The 15031-nt window shown below is 52.6% G+C and carries 18 protein-coding genes; 10 read left to right on the forward strand and 8 right to left on the reverse strand.

All coding sequences use genetic code 11. The features are described from left to right. Positions 1-32: 32 nt before the first annotated feature. The gene (locus WH298_RS15150; protein ID WP_007890717.1) at positions 33-278 is read right to left on the reverse strand and encodes a hypothetical protein; all 246 of its coding nucleotides are present in this window, start codon (positions 276-278) and stop codon (positions 33-35) included. A gap of 258 nt (positions 279-536) precedes the next feature. Between WH298_RS15150 and WH298_RS23725 the strand changes: the two genes are divergently transcribed. The 4 genes from WH298_RS23725 (at position 537) to WH298_RS15165 (ending at position 2953) form a co-directional block, all read left to right on the forward strand. Continuing rightward, on the forward strand, positions 537-620 hold the full coding sequence (locus tag WH298_RS23725) for a small membrane protein YohP (protein ID WP_085982494.1): 84 nt from the start codon (positions 537-539) through the stop codon (positions 618-620). Between the two features lie 601 nt (positions 621-1221). Continuing rightward, positions 1222-1809 (forward strand): lipid IV(A) palmitoyltransferase PagP, encoded by a 588-nt coding sequence (gene pagP, locus WH298_RS15155; RefSeq protein ID WP_180823242.1) that lies wholly within the window; start codon positions 1222-1224, stop codon positions 1807-1809. Positions 1810-1959: 150 nt separating this feature from the next. Further along, entirely contained in the window at positions 1960-2169 is a 210-nt protein-coding gene (cspE, locus tag WH298_RS15160; RefSeq protein WP_007890714.1) for a transcription antiterminator/RNA stability regulator CspE, read from the forward strand. A 358-nt stretch (positions 2170-2527) separates the two neighbouring features. Further along, entirely contained in the window at positions 2528-2953 is a 426-nt protein-coding gene (locus tag WH298_RS15165) for a GNAT family N-acetyltransferase (protein ID WP_007890713.1), read from the forward strand. On the opposite strand, the gene WH298_RS15170 is transcribed toward WH298_RS15165, so the two are convergent. Continuing rightward, positions 2937-4292, reverse strand: a complete 1356-nt coding sequence (locus WH298_RS15170) for an aminotransferase-like domain-containing protein (protein WP_007890712.1) — start codon at positions 4290-4292, stop codon at positions 2937-2939. The genes WH298_RS15165 and WH298_RS15170 overlap by 17 nt on opposite strands. A gap of 137 nt (positions 4293-4429) precedes the next feature. On the opposite strand from WH298_RS15170, the gene WH298_RS15175 reads away from it, so the two are divergent. The 6 genes from WH298_RS15175 (at position 4430) to tatE (ending at position 9119) form a co-directional block, all read left to right on the forward strand. After that, the gene (locus WH298_RS15175) at positions 4430-5389 is read left to right on the forward strand and encodes an ABC transporter substrate-binding protein (RefSeq protein WP_180823243.1); all 960 of its coding nucleotides are present in this window, start codon (positions 4430-4432) and stop codon (positions 5387-5389) included. 3 nt (positions 5390-5392) lie between these two features. Beyond that, positions 5393-6187: a deaminated glutathione amidase gene (locus WH298_RS15180; protein ID WP_180823244.1), complete on the forward strand. Its 795-nt coding sequence runs from the start codon at positions 5393-5395 to the stop codon at positions 6185-6187. Positions 6188-6206: 19 nt separating this feature from the next. Further along, positions 6207-7094 carry an ABC transporter substrate-binding protein gene (locus WH298_RS15185; protein ID WP_180823245.1) on the forward strand — a complete coding sequence of 296 codons (888 nt, stop codon included), beginning with the start codon at positions 6207-6209 and terminating at the stop codon, positions 7092-7094. Next, positions 7091-8050: an amino acid ABC transporter permease gene (locus WH298_RS15190; RefSeq protein ID WP_007890708.1), complete on the forward strand. Its 960-nt coding sequence runs from the start codon at positions 7091-7093 to the stop codon at positions 8048-8050. The genes WH298_RS15185 and WH298_RS15190 overlap by 4 nt, the downstream gene beginning before the upstream one ends. Next, on the forward strand, positions 8047-8817 hold the full coding sequence (locus WH298_RS15195) for an amino acid ABC transporter ATP-binding protein (protein WP_238344439.1): 771 nt from the start codon (positions 8047-8049) through the stop codon (positions 8815-8817). The genes WH298_RS15190 and WH298_RS15195 overlap by 4 nt, the downstream gene beginning before the upstream one ends. A gap of 98 nt (positions 8818-8915) precedes the next feature. Beyond that, positions 8916-9119: a twin-arginine translocase subunit TatE gene (gene tatE / locus WH298_RS15200; protein WP_180823246.1), complete on the forward strand. Its 204-nt coding sequence runs from the start codon at positions 8916-8918 to the stop codon at positions 9117-9119. Between the two features lie 86 nt (positions 9120-9205). Here tatE and WH298_RS15205 read toward each other — a convergent pair whose 3' ends face one another. From WH298_RS15205 to rlpA, 6 genes are all read right to left on the reverse strand, one after another. Further along, entirely contained in the window at positions 9206-10186 is a 981-nt protein-coding gene (locus WH298_RS15205; protein ID WP_180823247.1) for a hypothetical protein, read from the reverse strand. 198 nt (positions 10187-10384) lie between these two features. After that, on the reverse strand, positions 10385-11350 hold the full coding sequence (lipA, locus tag WH298_RS15210) for a lipoyl synthase (RefSeq protein WP_007890704.1): 966 nt from the start codon (positions 11348-11350) through the stop codon (positions 10385-10387). A 176-nt stretch (positions 11351-11526) separates the two neighbouring features. Further along, the gene (lipB, locus tag WH298_RS15215) at positions 11527-12177 is read right to left on the reverse strand and encodes a lipoyl(octanoyl) transferase LipB (RefSeq protein ID WP_180823248.1); all 651 of its coding nucleotides are present in this window, start codon (positions 12175-12177) and stop codon (positions 11527-11529) included. Positions 12178-12246: 69 nt separating this feature from the next. Next, complete coding sequence (gene ybeD / locus WH298_RS15220; protein WP_007890702.1) at positions 12247-12510, reverse strand: DUF493 family protein YbeD; 264 nt, start codon at positions 12508-12510, stop codon at positions 12247-12249. Between the two features lie 96 nt (positions 12511-12606). Beyond that, a complete protein-coding gene (gene dacA / locus WH298_RS15225; protein WP_007890701.1) occupies positions 12607-13818 on the reverse strand; it encodes a D-alanyl-D-alanine carboxypeptidase DacA in 1212 nt (403 codons plus the stop codon). 117 nt (positions 13819-13935) lie between these two features. After that, a complete protein-coding gene (gene rlpA / locus WH298_RS15230; RefSeq protein ID WP_180823249.1) occupies positions 13936-15030 on the reverse strand; it encodes an endolytic peptidoglycan transglycosylase RlpA in 1095 nt (364 codons plus the stop codon). Between the last annotated feature and the right edge of the window lies 1 nt (position 15031).

Here is a 15031-nt window from a genome sequence, read left to right on the forward strand (position 1 = left end):
GAGCAAAGGGCCACAAGCTGTGGCCCAAAAACTCAGTGCGGCTGTTCGAAGCCCGCTTTCACCATCTGATCGCGCAACGCACGCGTGATTTCACGGTTCCCGCCCGTGATGGGATAAATGACATTGTTGACGACATCGTCAAGATAGTGCTCTTCAAACTCCTGCATGGTGAGTTGCGTACCCCCTTCATCGTTGATGGCAATGCTGCCACTGATGTGGTTGCCGTAATCCTTTGCCTTAAGGCTATAACGCCCCATGCTGGTATTAATCGTACTCATAAGAATCTCCTTGTTACGTAGGCATTGATAACAATTGAGGCCTCTTCAGGCGCTGTAAGTTTAGACTGCGTACAGGCGCTGAGTGCGTTAACACAGGGGAGGAAAATCGAAGGCTGCGACCCGTCTCGCAGAAATTAATTTGTGGCAAGCGAAACGCAGCAAATGCACGTGACCATATTCGCAGTGGGCGGCGAAAGCAGAATAATCATCTATACTGGTTTGCAGACACGTTATTTTTCATACTTGAAGGAGCGAACAATGAAAATAATTCTGTGGGTTATCGCCATCATCTTCATCGTTGGGTTACTGACGCTTACGGGTGTGTTTAAACTGATTTTCTGACAAGTACAGGCACCTGCGGGTGCCTGAATTTTTTATTCGGCATAGGATTTGACCGCCTCATCAGGAATTGTCTTTTTACGGACAATATCGCGCAGATCAAGCGGCTTATAACACTTCGCGCAGCAGGCACCATGATGGTGTGGTAAATCGACCTTTTCGCTAGCAGACAACGTGTAGAAAAATTTAGCGCAACCGCAGCGGCTACAGCAAATAGTCATCTCAATTCCTTCCTCTCCGTCCTGGAGTAGCGAGATTTATCTTATTCGTGCGGCGAGTTCAATTGATAAATTTTATTAACTTATTCCCTGAGTGAATGATTAGCGCTAAGTCACTGAATGCTATCTTATTGCCAAAAGTTATCATCACTGCATGTTTGCATTTTTTGTATATATCCCTGCGTGACCTACCTGTTTACCCGCCATTTCGAATCCTGTCTGCTGATTGAGGTAAAATTGACCACTCAATCAGTAAACAACCAAGAATCGGCCTGGAGTGATTGCGCCGTTTTTTTAATACACTTTTCGCTAATAACCTTAAAACGCGGGAGTTGATAAGCGTGTAATGATTGCTTACTGCTCACTGTCGTTTTCTGTATGACTTAATGGGAAATATTGTTGTGAATCGGCACTTTTCTGCAGCGTTATTGAGCTGCATTTTGACCTCTTCGGTCACTTTTTCAGCATCAGCGGTAACAGCATCACAAGCCATCAAATCTGGCTGGAATACCTTTAGCGACAACGTTTCTAAAACCTGGTCGCAACCACAGAACTACGATTTTTATCTGCCGGCCATAACCTGGCATAACCGCTGGACTTATGACGATGAGCACATCGACAAGTACAACGAGCGACCGTGGGGTGCAGGTGCGGGCGTATCGCGCTGGGACGAGAAAGGTAACTGGAACGGCCTGTATCTGATGGCGTTTAAGGACTCGTTTAACAAATGGGAGCCGATAGGCGGTTACGGCTGGGAAGCGACCTGGCGACCGTTAAACGATCAGAATTTTCACGTAGGTGCAGGTTATACAGCGGGCGTGACGGCAAGGGACAACTGGCGATATATTCCTGTTCCCTTGATTTTACCTTTAGCATCAATTGGATATGGTCCAGCTACTTTCCAAATGACTTACATTCCCGGTACTTACAATAATGGTAATGTCTATTTTGCCTGGCTGAGATTTGAGTTTTAAGCGTTAGCGCCGTGCAGAAAGTGTGATCAGTATGCAAAAAATCAATATTTATCACTTTTTCATCAAATCGCACTGGACAAATGTCACCGCAATTGCTGTACTAGACGTCGACACAGTTTAGTGTCCTTTTTTCATGTAAAGGTAATATAGATGTCTAAGATCAAAGGTAACGTAAAGTGGTTTAATGAGTCGAAAGGCTTCGGTTTCATTACTCCAGAAGATGGCAGCAAAGATGTATTCGTACATTTCTCTGCAATCAACAGCAACGGTTTCAAAACTCTGGCTGAAGGTCAACGCGTTGAGTTCGAAATCACTGACGGCGCTAAAGGCCCATCAGCTGCTAACGTTATCGCACTGTAATTTAACAGTTCGAATTCTGAAAACCCGCCTTCTGGCGGGTTTTTTTTATTCTTTTTTTAAGCATGCCACCAAACAAGTATCCAGGCGATAACAGCAAACGTGGTTAAGCTCATCGCCATCAACTCATCGAATGTACGCGGTATCAAATCTTTCATTTTATCGGCCTCAGAAATTCATTTTCCTCAGCATGACAACGACAGATTAAGCCCGCCTTAAGCCGCCATGACATTCTCGTGACAAGGCAGATTCTGCGGCATATCTCACAGATAGCTTGCGTAACATCCCTACAACAATCCTTACTTGCAGATTTTTGTCCGGCAACGCTATATAACTGCTCAGGGAAAAGTGAGGAGGCAGGATGAATATACGTCAGGCACAGGCAAAAGACAGTTTTGCCTTGAGTGCGCTGTTAACCGAATTGGGATACAGCGCAACGGAAGGATTTATCGATACGCGTTTGGCTCAGCTTTGTAACCATCCAGATGAAATACTGCTGGTGGCGGAACACGGCAGCCAGGTGCTGGGTTTTCTGTCATTACACTTTATTCCGCAACTGGCATTGGCGGGCGATTTTGCCCGTATCAGCTATTTCTGCATTGCCGAAGGCGAGCGCAGCAAGGGCAGTGGGCAGCAATTGTTGAATCATGCTGAACAGCTGGCGCGTTCACGCGGGTGTGATCGTATGGAAGTGCACTGCCACTCATCGCGTCTTAAAGCCAACCAGTTTTATGCGCGGGAAGGCTATGTGGAATCACCGCGCTATCACATCAAAGCTCTGAGCTAAGGTTAAGCTCACGTCCGCTAGCAATCACAATGGCATCGGCGATGCTGTCGAGCTGGGCAAAAGGCAGCAGCGCCGCGCTGACGCGAATGAATTGCCGGCTGTTAATGCTACAGCGTTCTCCTGGCAGCACGGCGATACCGCGCGCGGCTAGCGTGATCATGGCGTATTGCTCGGATTCCACTGGAATCCACACGCTCAATCCATCACGCTCATCTAACTGCAGACCGCGTTTCGCCAGGGCGGCCAGCAACAGCTGGCGACGCTGCGCATAAGTCGCTTTGGCGTGCTGAATACGTTGCTGAGTATCTTCATCGTTAAGCATCCACGCCACGGCATCCTGCAAAATACGACTGGTCCAGCTCACGCCGAAGTTACGCCAGGCTTGCAGGCGTTGCACCATTTCTGAGGTGGCGGATAACACTGCCAGGCGCAAATCCGGGCCATAGGCTTTGGAGAACGAATGCACATGCAGCACACGTTGCGGATAGTGGAAGCCAAGGCTCCATACTGGCCAGCGCGACAAATCGCCAATGCCATCATCCTCGACGATGATGGTGTTGCTGTTGGCCAGCACGCGGGCTAATTCCGCGCTGCGTCGTTGGCTAACGCTGTGGCCGGTGGCTGAATGCGTTCGCGGCTGATAGATAAACATCGCCGGTGATTTCTGCATCAGCGTGGCCAGTGCGGAGGGGATCGGGCCTTGCTCATCGCACGGAAGTGGCAAAATCTCGGCACCAATATTGTCCAGAATATCCAGCAGACGCGTGGCCGTCGGATCTTCGATGACGACACGATCGCCTGGCGAAAGCAGGGTTTGCACGATGAGATTCATCGCATCAAACCCGCCGTCGGTGGCTAGCCAGGCTTCGGCAGGATAGGGCCAGCGCGGTGTCACCGCATCCTGCAATTGAGGTGAAATGGCCTCGCGCTGATAGCTATTCAATTGTGGAGAAGCAATGCCTGCCAGCATCGCCTGGCGCAAATCGGGTAGCAATGACGGATCGGGCGAGGCCATCGCCAGTGATGCCTGAACATTCTCACCGTAATTCCCAATTTTCTCGAAACGAATCGGCCGCGGCATCACGCTGTTACCGCTAACCCATACGCCGCTGCGACCTTTTCCCGCCAGCACTTTCTGCTTTTTCAGCTGTGACCAGGCGGCGGAAACGGTGGCCGGACTCACGCCCAATCGCTCCGCCAGCTCGCGCACCGCAGGCATTTGCATGCCAACAGCAATCTGTCCGTCGCGAATCAGGGTTGATGCCGCATGCGTGATGCCTTTCACCGAAGCGTCAGTAATTTGCTGACTGAGCCAGTCCAAATCCACACTTTGCGTCATAAGAAAATCCTTTGTTCAGTAACAAATAATAGATTGTTCAGATTAGTATTCGCGTTTTAGACTCAAATTCAAGCACTATTTGCTGCATAAATAATCACAGCCACAGGGCTGGCAGAACAGACGAGGAAGGCATAACTATGATTACCATCAGACTGGCGGTGCGTGACTGGGATTACTTCACCCCGCTGGCGCTTGGCGATATCAAGCCGGAAGGTTTTGCGCTGGAGATCGATCGCGTCGGCACTCTGGTGGATAACCTGGCGACTAGCGAGCAATACGATGCGGGCGAAGTATCGTTTAGTCGATTTGCTCAGGCGCGGGCGAAAGGTGACACCTCGCTGTTGGGCCTGCCACACTTTCTGATGCGCGGTTTCCGTCAGCGCTGCATCATCACCCGCGCCGATAGCCCAATCACTTCACCGGCACAGCTGAAAGGCAAAAAGATTGGCGTGACCGGCTGGCAGGATTCGGGCAATACCTGGACGCGCACCGTGCTGCGTGAAGCGGGCGTGGAGATCGATGATGCGTACTGGTTTGCCGGTCGTTTAACCGCGGATCATCCGATTGTTGATCGTTTGGCCGGTTTTGGTCGTCCGGGCCGTATTGAACCGGCGCCAGGTGAACGTCCACTGATCGAACTGCTGAAAGCCGGTGAGCTGGATGCGGTGTTTACGCCATTTATGCCGGAAGGCTTTTTCCTCGCCGATTCTGGATTGCGCCAGCTGCAGGTCGATTTCGCTGGCGCTGAACGCGACTACTTCAATCGCGTCGGTTATGTGCCGGGCATTCATATCCTGGCGATCAAGCCTGCGCTGGCAGAAGCGCATCCGTGGCTGCCGCAGGCGCTAAGCGAAATCATCGACCGTTCCTACCAGATGTGGATGAAGAAGCGCGAGAAATATGCCGACACGACGCCGTGGCTGCTGGATGATTTGCGACGCACCGCGCAGGAATTACCCGCCAACTGGAATCATAACGGCTTTACCGCTAACAAAAAGATGATTGCCGACTTTGCTAATGAGCTGTTCCAGCAAGGTTTAACCCAAACATTGCTGACGCCGGAAGCAATTTTCCCGGCAGCGGCGCAAGGAGAGTAAAAGATGAAAGTAGCAATAGGGCAATTTGCCGTCAGCCGTGAATGGCAGGAAAACACCGATATTTGCATCGGACTGATGCAGCAGGCGCTGTTGGGCGGCGCAGATCTGCTGGTTTTGCCGGAAGGCGTGCTGGCGCGTGATATCGCCGATCCCGATTTAGTACTGAAAGCCGCGCAGCCGCTTGACGGCCCGTTCGTCACGCAGCTGCTGGCCGTCAGCAAAGGTAACAACCTGACCACCATGATGAGCGTGCACGTGCCAACTGCAGGCGAGAAAGCGCTCAATGTACTGATCGCCATTCGCAACGGTGAAATCATCGCGGAGTACGTGAAACTGCACCTTTACGATGCCTTCGCCATGCAAGAGTCGCAGCGCGTCAATCCCGGGCATGAGATTCCGCCGCTGGTCGAGGTGGCAGGCATGAAAGTGGGCCTGATGACCTGCTATGACGTGCGCTTCCCGGAGCTGGCGCGTCGTTTAGTGCTGGATGGCGCGGATGTGCTGGTGCTGCCCGCGGCGTGGGTGAAAGGCCCGCTAAAAGAGATGCATTGGGAGCTGCTGACCACGGCGCGCGCGCTGGAAAATACCTGCTATATGGTGGCGGTTGGCGAGTGCGGCCCGCGCAATATTGGTAACAGCTTGGTGATCGATCCGCTGGGCGTAGCGATTGCCAAAGCGCCTGAATCGGCCGCGCTGGTGTTTGCCGATCTCGATCCGCAGCGCATTGCCTATGCGCGCAGCGTGCTGCCGGTGCTGGAAAATCGCTGTTTTGCTCGTCCTGAACTTAAAACACGTTGATTGCTGGGGAATCTAACTGATGAAAACTATTGCTACCGCCATCGCGCTGTCATTGGGCCTGACGGCCTGTTTCGCTCAGGCAGCTGATGCGATTCCCACGCAGAAAGTAGACCAGGCTCTGCACGATCGTCTGCCTGCGGAGATCAAAAGTAGTGGAAAGATGATTTCGGTAAACAACGGATCCTTTCCGCCATATGAGATCGTCAATGGACCGCATTCCATGGATGGCGCCTCTGCCGATCTGACCGAAGCGCTGGCTCAGCTGCTGGGCGTGAAGATTGAACATGCCACCGTCAGCGGCCTATCGGGCGTGTTGACTGGTATCAATTCTGGCCGTTATCAGATGGCGATTGGGCCGATTGGTGATTACCCGGATCGTCAGCAGAAGGTCGATTTTATCGATTTCGTGCAGGAGTTCGTGGTGTTTGGCGTGCAAAAAGGCAATCCGTCAAAGATTAACGGGCTGGAAGATACCTGCGGCAAGCGTATTGCGGTGATGGCGGCGGGATCGGCCGAACAGGTGATTCGCAAGCAGTCGGATGTCTGTGTCGCCGCGGGCAAACCGGCGGTGGTGGTGCAATCTTTTACCGATCAGCCGTCATCGATTTTAGCCGTGCGCTCTAAACGGTCCGATGCCTTCTTCTCCTCACAGGCGCCGCTGACGTACTTTATCGAACAGGCCAATGGACAACTGGAGCTGTCAGGCAAAGGCAAGAAAAACGGCTTTGGTGATATTTTCCAGGGCACCGTGGTGCCGAAAGGATCCGAGCTGGGCAATGTGGTGCTTGATGCCTATAAAGAGCTGTTCAGCAACGGCACTTATACGGCGATCATGAAGAAGTGGAAACTGGACGGCAACGTACTGCAGCAACCGGGACGTAACCTGGCGCAAGGGGCAGCAAAATGAGTTCAGTCACCAACAATTCGCGAGCCAGGGATAAGGCCGACGTGCAGCAGCGCGATGTGGCTTTTGCCCGCAGTGCGCCCACTTATGGACGCTGGATCTCATGGATTGTGGTGCTGGTTATCGCCGCTAACTTTCTTTGGTTGGTGGCGACCAATCCCAATTTTGAGTGGCATGTGGTGCTGCAGTGGTTCACTGAAGGTTCGGTGATGAAGGGCCTGCAGGTCACGCTCGGCTTGACGGTGGTATCGATGATCCTCGGTACGCTGTTGGGGCTTCTGCTTGGCGTGTGGCGGCTGTCTGAAAACAGATTGTTGAGCGGTTTATCGTCGCTCTACATCTGGTTTTTCCGTGGCACACCGCTGCTGGTGCAGCTGATCTTTTGGTACAACCTCTCGACGCTGTTTCCAACGCTGTCGATCACCCTTCCGTGGACGGATATCACCTTTGCCAGCTGGAATACCAACGATCTGATTACACCGCTCACCGCTGCAATTGCCGGATTAGCGCTCAATGAAGCCGCCTACATGGCAGAGATTATTCGTGCTGGATTGCTGTCAGTGGATAACGGCCAGGTGGAAACCACCCAGGCGTTTGGCATGAGCCGAAGCCGCGCGCTGCGTCGGGTGATTATTCCGCAGGCGATGCGTTCGATCATCCCGCCAACCGGCAATCAGTTGATCAGCATGATCAAGGCCACTTCGCTGGTGAGCGTGATTGCCATGGGCGATCTGTTGTACTCAGTGCAGGCGGTCTATAACCGTACCTTTGAAATTATCCCGATGCTGATGGTCGCGGTGATTTGGTACCTGTTTATCACCTCGATCCTCAACGTTGGCCAGTCCGCGATTGAGCGCTACTACGCGCGCGGTACGACGCGCACGGTGGTGAATAAACGTCGCGTAGCTGCCAACGATCAAGCACCTGCCGTTGCGCACCGTCTGAAGGAGGATGTATGAGTGAGGTTCAGCCGCTGGTACGCGCGCGCAATGTGCAGAAGAGTTACGGCGACAATGAAGTACTAAAAGGTATCGATCTCGATGTGTTTCCCGGTGAAGTGGTGGTGATTTTGGGACCCTCCGGTTCAGGAAAATCGACCTTTCTGCGTTGCATCAATCATCTGGAAGATATGAATGCCGGTTCGATAATGGTCGGCAAGGAGCAGATCGGTTACGAACTTAAACGCGGAATTTTACATCGTCTGTCGGCGCGTAAAATTGCGCATCAGCGCCAGAAAATCGGCATGGTGTTCCAACAGTTCAACCTCTATCCGCACATGACGGTGTTGCAAAACATCATCGAAGCGCCGATTGGCGTACACAAATTTCCGCGTCAGGATGCGCTCAGGCATGCGCATGAACTGCTGGCGACCGTCGGACTCAGTGATAAAGCCGATGCCTGGCCGCGTCACCTTTCGGGTGGCCAGCAGCAGCGTGTGGCCATTGCGCGTGCGCTGGCGATAAAACCCGCCCTGATGTTGTTTGATGAACCGACTTCGGCGCTCGACCCTGAATTAGTTGGCGAAGTGCTGGCCACCATGCGCACGCTGGCCGACCAGGGATTGACGATGATTGTGGTGACACATGAAATTGGTTTTGCGCGCGAAGCGGCCGATCGGGTGGTGTTTATGGATGGTGGCGTGGTGGTGGAGCAGGGCAGTCCGGAACAGGTGATTGGTAACCCGCAGCATCCTCGTACGCAGGCGTTTCTTAGCCGCTTTATCTGAGCCAGCGGTCTCACTCTGTTACAGATTGCAGTTGAGGCCGGCTATAAACTGCGCGTTAATAGTCGGGTCCGTTTTTCACAATGGTTGAAAGGTAAATTATGGAAGGTATCAGTATTGCCAAACTGCTGATCATCGGTGCTCTCATCGTACTGCTTTTTGGCACCAATAAGTTACGTTCACTGGGTGGCGATCTGGGTTCCGCAATCAAAGGCTTCAAGAAAGCCATGAAAGATGATGAATCCGGCGCACCTAAAAGCAGCGTTGAAGAAGTGCCTGTTGAACGTGTCAGTCACAAAGAGTAATCTCTGCGCCGAACGTCAATAAATGTAAATATTTATTACGTTAAAAAAACCAGACTGCTATCAGTCTGGTTTTTTGTTTTTACGGCTTAATGCCAGATGACGCTGGCATTCCCCAATGCATCTAAATCGAAGATATCCGCATGATGCAACGGTTCAAAGAGATCTAATCCATTCTGCATTTGCCAGTTGTCGAGCAACCCTTCAGTTAATACCAGCGGCGCTAAGGTCACCGGCATTTCATCTTGTTGTGTCACCAACTCGATTAAGGCGTTATCGATCATCTCCAGCTCACTCTCATCGATCGGCATGAGAATCGCCCCGATTTTAGAGCGAATGACAAATGGCACATCGATTTTGTCACCAGGGATGCCTTGCGGACCAATGGGTACTGCACTGAAGATATGCTGAGCGGCAGGAAGTTCGGCCGGCACGGCAAATTGCCACTGGCCTTCGTTATCGATCTCCGTGCTGCCTACCAGCACATCATCAATGTAAAAGTTGAGTAATGTGCCAGCAGGCGCGACACCGCTGAATGTGATCTCATCGTCCTGTTGCTGATACTCGCTATTCAGGATGACTTCACTTACCTCGCTAGTCGTTGCGTCAACTCTCGGCTGTTGTTCAGGCTCACGCACGCTGGGCTCAATCAGATCGATGGCTTCTACGCTGACAATCGGCGGGTTGACATACAGCGGCGAAAGCGTCAGCAGAGGGAGGCTAAACTCGCCTTCCTCTGGATTATCGTTCCAGCGATAGTCAGCCTCATAAGGTAACAACGCCAGCGTAGCGGGCAGAACGTCAGGATGGGTCATTTCTGCCACCATTGCTGCCGTCTGATGAAGTGTTTCGGCAGGAGCGGCATCGGCTGTTTTAACCCTCAATGGCAGCTGCATCTCATCGTAGCGATGTTCAATGCTGATAGCGGTAGCGATAAACGCATTGGCACAAGAGGCGTGAGAAGAAGTATAGGGATTCGTGTTGTCTATCGGTGTAGTTCGCGCTTTTAGCGCTTCCAGGCTCTCACCTGATGCGCTGTAACGCCGCACATCTGAGGGTGGACCTGACACATCCGGTGCTCGGGAAAAATCGAGCCCCTCTGTATGAAAGGATGTTTGCATTATCTGACCTTCAAAAAAATCACACTGAGAAAAAGAATAGGCTCTTATGGCCTCAGCGGTTAAAGCGACAGAGTTAAGACGAGGATTAATAGCGTGGCGGTGATTTTTAGCGATTGCGCCCGGGCAGGGCGCAATCGTGAAAGGAAATTACTTAACTTCCATACCTTTAGCCTGCATGTCGGCATGATAAGAAGAGCGCACAAACGGGCCGCAGGCTGCATGGGTGAAGCCCATCGCCATCGCTTCTTCTTTCATTTCATCAAACTCTGCCGGGCTTACGTAGCGCTGTACGGGCAAGTGGTGACGACTCGGCTGCAGATATTGGCCCAGCGTCAGCATGGTGACGCCATGACGACGCAGATCGCGCATCACTTCAATGATTTCGGCATTGGTTTCACCCAGGCCAACCATCAAACCCGATTTGGTGGGTATTTCCGGATGCGCTTCTTTGAACCGCTCCAGCAGTTTCAGTGACCAATCGTAGTTCGCGCCCGGACGCACCTGACGGTAAACGCGCGGCACGTTCTCCAGGTTGTGGTTAAACACATCCGGCGGCGTGGCATTGAGGATTTCCAGCGCACGATCCATACGACCACGGAAGTCTGGCACCAGCGTTTCAATTTTGATTGTTGGGCTTTTTTCGCGAATCGCGCTGATACAATCGGCAAAATGCTGAGCGCCGCCGTCACGTAGATCGTCACGATCCACTGAGGTGATGACCACATAACGCAACGCCATATCGGCGATGGTTTGCGCCAGCTTCAGCGGCTCGTTAGCATCGGGCATGTTTGGACGACCATGTGCCACATCGCAGAATGGGCAGCGACGAGTACAGATTGCACCGAGGATCATAAAGGTTGCCGTGCCGTGGTTAAAACATTCCGCGAGGTTAGGGCAGGAGGCTTCTTCGCACACCGAGTGCAGACCATTTTTACGCATCGCGGCTTTGATGCCCTGAATGCGGCTTGAATCCGCAGGCAGTTTGATCTTCATCCATTCCGGCTTACGCAGAATTTGTTCACGCTCTACCACCACGGTTTTCACCGGGATTAGCGCCATCTTGTCGGCATCGCGATATTTGACGCCACGTTCCATCTGAATTGGTTTACTCATAAATCTGCAGGTTCCGGTCGGGATTGCGATTTGAAAGCTTCCTCACTCAAACTGAGAACCAGGCTTTCAACTTTTTTTGAAAATATGGCAAAAATTATATCATCTCATCTGCCCATAAGCAGCCGATAAGCCGAGGCAAAAGTTACAATTTTGTAAATACGCACGTACAGACAAGGTCAAACGGCGGCATCATTTTGCCATGCCAGTTGGTTAAATCCGGTCAAGCGCGCGAAATGTTGTACCAGACGTGGTTGTACATCTGCGGGGGTAACGCCCGGCTGAAACTGGCTTAACTGCGTCATCTGCATCCCGGCATAACCGCAGGGATTGATACGCAGAAAAGGGGCTAAATCCATCGACACATTAAGCGCCAGACCGTGAAACGAACAGCCTTTACGGATGCGCAGCCCCAGCGAGCAAATCTTCTCATCACCAACATAAACGCCTGGCGCATCAGGACGTGCTCGGGCGCTGATGTCGTAATCGGCCAGCGTGGCAATCACCGTCTCTTCTAAGGCGGTTACCAGCTCACGTACGCCCATTTTGCGGCGCTTTACGTCGATCAGCACATACATTACTTGTTGGCCTGGGCCATGATATGTCACCTGGCCGCCACGATCGCTTTGCACTACCGGAATATCGCCCGGCATCAGCAAATGCTCGGCTTTGCCTGCCTGACCTTGAGTAAATACCGGATGGTGTTCAACCAACCAGATTTCATCGGCAGAGTGGCTGTCACGCTGATCGGTGAATTGATGCATCGCATCGGAGATGGGTTGCCAATCGCGCTGGCCGAGTTGACGAACAAGAAGCGTATTAGCTGACAAAGCGAAGATCCGGTAAAGAGTGGAACGCAGAGTATAACGCTGGCAAAGCGGACTTTGCCAGCGCCAGAATTACAGCACCATACGTACGATTTCGATGTTGCCTAACTCTTCATAGAGCGTTTCAACTTGCTCAATATGCGTCGCGATGATGGTAATTGAAACTGAGTGATAGTTGCCTTTGCTGCTTGGCTTAATATCTGGCTTGTAGTCGCCTGGCGCGTGGCGCTGCACCACTTCAACCACTTGATCAACCAGCTCCGGTTGCGCCAAACCCATCACTTTGTAAGTAAATGGCGTAGGGAATTCGAGCAGTTCATTCAATTTGGTTTTCATACATTGACTCCGGTGCTTAAAAAACAGGCTCCCGCCGAGGCGGGAGCAAAGATAGTAGCTTATTTGGGGGCAAATTGGCGTTTTTTCAAGCGCGCCTTAGCCGAACCAGTGGTGGAACATCAGTTTGATGTAATCAATAATGCGACCGAAGAAACCGCCTTCCTGTACTTCGTTCAGCACCACCAGCGGACGCTGTTCAACCGTTTTGCCATCAAGCTGGAAGTTGATGCTGCCAACTACCTGATTTTTCTGCAGCGGCGCGTGCAGTTCAGTGTTGTTCAGCACATAGCTGGCTTTCAGATCTTTCATGCGGCCACGCGGGATGGTCAGATAGGCATCTTTCTCCACGCCCAGCTGCACGCGATCGCTGTTACCGAACCACACCGGCTCAGAGGCAAACTCTTTACCCGCTTTCAGTGGCGCTACGGTTTCAAAGAAGCGGAAGCCCCACGTCAGCAGCTTTTTACTCTCGGTTTCGCGGCCTTTATAGGTACGCCCACCCATTACCGCTGAGATCAAACGCATCTGACCTTCAGTCGCAGAAGCCACCAGGTTGTAGCCTGCTGCATCCGTGTGACCGGTTTTAATGCCGTCGACGTTCAGGCTGGTATCCCACAGTAAACCGTTACGGTTGGTCTGGCGGATATTGTTGAAGGTGAAGTCTTTTTCGCGGTAAACCGCGTACTCATCCGGCACATCACGGATCAGCGCCTGGCCGATCAACGCCATATCGCGCGGGGAGCTATATTGGCCTTCAGCATCTAAACCGTGCACGGTTTGGAAGTGGGTATTTTTCAAGCCCAGCGCGCCAACGTAGTTGTTCATCAGGTTAACGAACGCGTCCTGGCTACCCGCAACATAGTCAGCCATGGCAACGCAGGCATCATTGCCCGATTGCAGCACGATACCGCGCGTCAGCTGTGAAACCGGTACACGATCGCCTGGCTTCAGGAACATCAGTGATGAACCTTTAAATACGGGATTACCGGTTGCCCAGGCATCTTTGCCGACGGTAACGATATCATCGTTATGGATTTTGCCGGCTTTGACCGCCTGACCAATCACGTAACTGGTCATCATTTTGGTCAGACTTGCCGGATCGCGACGCGCATCGGCGTTCTTTTCGGCCAGCACTTTACCGGAGTTATAGTCGATCAGCACATAAGCTTCAGCATCAATGTCCGGTACGCCCGGAATCATAGTCTTAAGATTAACATCGTCCGCAAAAGCGACATGGCTGAGAGAAAGGGCGATCAGTGATCCCACTGTCAGGCGTTTCAGAAAACGAGAAGGTTTCAGCGTATTCATGTTCAGGACTACAACATCCGTGGGTTTAGAGTGAAAAAAGTGCCTAACTATAGCAAACGCCCGATCGGGCGACATCTTGCTTTGCAAATCAGTTTCAGCAGGAAATGTCACTGACCGTTACATTGACGGGCGGGCAGTGGTGATAAATGAACTCATTTGCGCTTCGGTGTTCAGGCGCTGCTGCAGTGCCGCCGCTTCAGCGCGGCTGTTAAAACCACCTAGCTGAATGCGATAGACGCTGCCATTCGCTTCAACCGCACCCGGCACGCCAAAGCGCTTACCAAGGCTTTCCGCCAGTTGACGCGCGCGGACCGGATCGTTAATCGCACCCACCTGTACCACATAACCGCTGCCCGCATGAGCATTCTGGCGGGTAGCCGGCGCGGCGCTCGCTGTTGGGGCGACAGGCGTTGTCGATGCTGGCGACGCTGCAGGCTCGTTGCCTTCCAGCACGCCATTTGCTAACGGCTGCGGCGCACCGAGAAAACCACTGCTCTGGACTGGCGCACCCATGTCGCCATTATTCTGCAGCGTGCTGTTATCAACGGCGCGCACATCTTGCGGGGCAGGCGCTGGCGTAGTATTGGCGCTACCGCCCATCATCACCATGCCACCGCCGAGGTCTGGACGCGCGGGCAGGGCGTAGCTCTGCTTAGCGACGGTAGTACCGATGGAGCCAGGACCCGAAACGGAACCATCCGGCGCGACTTTAATGTAGTCCACTCGTACGCGGGTATTGTTGGAGATATTCAGGCGGTCGCCCGCTGCGCGCGACAGATCAATAATTCTGCCCGGCGTGTAAGGACCGCGATCGTTGACACGCACCACAATTTGGCGGCCATTAGCGAGGTTAGTGACGCGCACATAGCTTGGCAGCGGCAAAGTAGGGTGCGCAGCCGTCATGGCTTCCGGATCGTAGGTTTCTCCGATCGCGGTACGGTTACCTTGCGCTTCATCGCCATACCAGGTTGCTAAGCCGACTTCGCTGTAGTTCGACGGATCTTTAATCACGCGGTAATTTTTACCGTTGACGCTGTAATCCTGGCTGGTAGAGGGATTGATCGGTTCATAACGCGGTTCCACGCCAGGAATTTCCACTACCGGGCCGTTGTAGGCCGGTTGCGGGGGCGCAGTATTATTTTGCGGTTCCGGTGTGGAACAGGCAGCCAGTACCAATGATGCCAGTGCAACCCCAAGCCAGTCCTTACGCATG

This window comes from Pantoea nemavictus (assembly GCF_037479095.1).
Classification (GTDB): domain Bacteria; phylum Pseudomonadota; class Gammaproteobacteria; order Enterobacterales; family Enterobacteriaceae; genus Pantoea; species Pantoea nemavictus.